Origin of the sequence: Burkholderia sp. AU38729, assembly GCF_020419725.1 — a bacterium.
GTDB lineage: Bacteria > Pseudomonadota > Gammaproteobacteria > Burkholderiales > Burkholderiaceae > Burkholderia.
On sequence record NZ_JAIZQO010000038.1, the window covers coordinates 1 to 571 of the forward strand.

General features: G+C 57.3%; 1 protein-coding gene and 1 tRNA gene. Both read left to right on the forward strand.

The window, feature by feature from the left end; translation table 11 throughout:
* Positions 1 to 91: integrase core domain-containing protein (locus LGM56_RS36715; RefSeq protein ID WP_206139067.1), on the forward strand; the 91-nt coding region annotated here is incomplete at its 5' end.
* A 384-nt stretch (positions 92 to 475) separates the two neighbouring features.
* Positions 476 to 562: transfer RNA gene (locus tag LGM56_RS36720), tRNA-Leu, on the forward strand.
* The last annotated feature ends 9 nt before the right edge of the window (positions 563 to 571 follow it).

A 571-nucleotide genomic window follows, 5' to 3' on the forward strand; every position in this document is an offset into this window, starting at 1 on the left:
GGTCGAACAGTCGGTGCACATCTACAACCATGAGCGACCGCATACGGCTCTGAAATACAAAACGCCCGATGCGGTGCATCGGGCGTTCTAGCGCCTGGATACTGTCAACCTATTCCAGGACTTGACACCGGCCCAGGAAGCAAAGCGCCTGCGCGCTTTGCGCGGGGACTCGAAAGGCTGCGCTTGCAAGCGCAGCCGGGGTCGCGCTTGTGTGACCGAGTCCTCTCCTGGGCACCATCTGTTTTAAAAAGGTCGGCTTCTAGCCGGCCTTTTTTCATTTCCGGGCGCGAAAATACGCGCCAATCGCGAAATGGCGTCGTCGCACATGCAAGTGGCGCGCGTGCCCGCCTCCCCATCCTTCCCCCGATCGAACAGCGTGCTCAATTATTTTCGTTCGCGACCTGAAATTGTGTTGACAGCCTCTTCGGACACGCTATAATTGCGTTCTTTCGCGATGCAGCAACAAGCGAAACGTGCCCAGGTGGCGGAATTGGTAGACGCACTAGGTTCAGGTCCTAGCGGTGGCAACATCGTGGAGGTTCGAGTCCTCTCCTGGGCACCATCTGTTTTA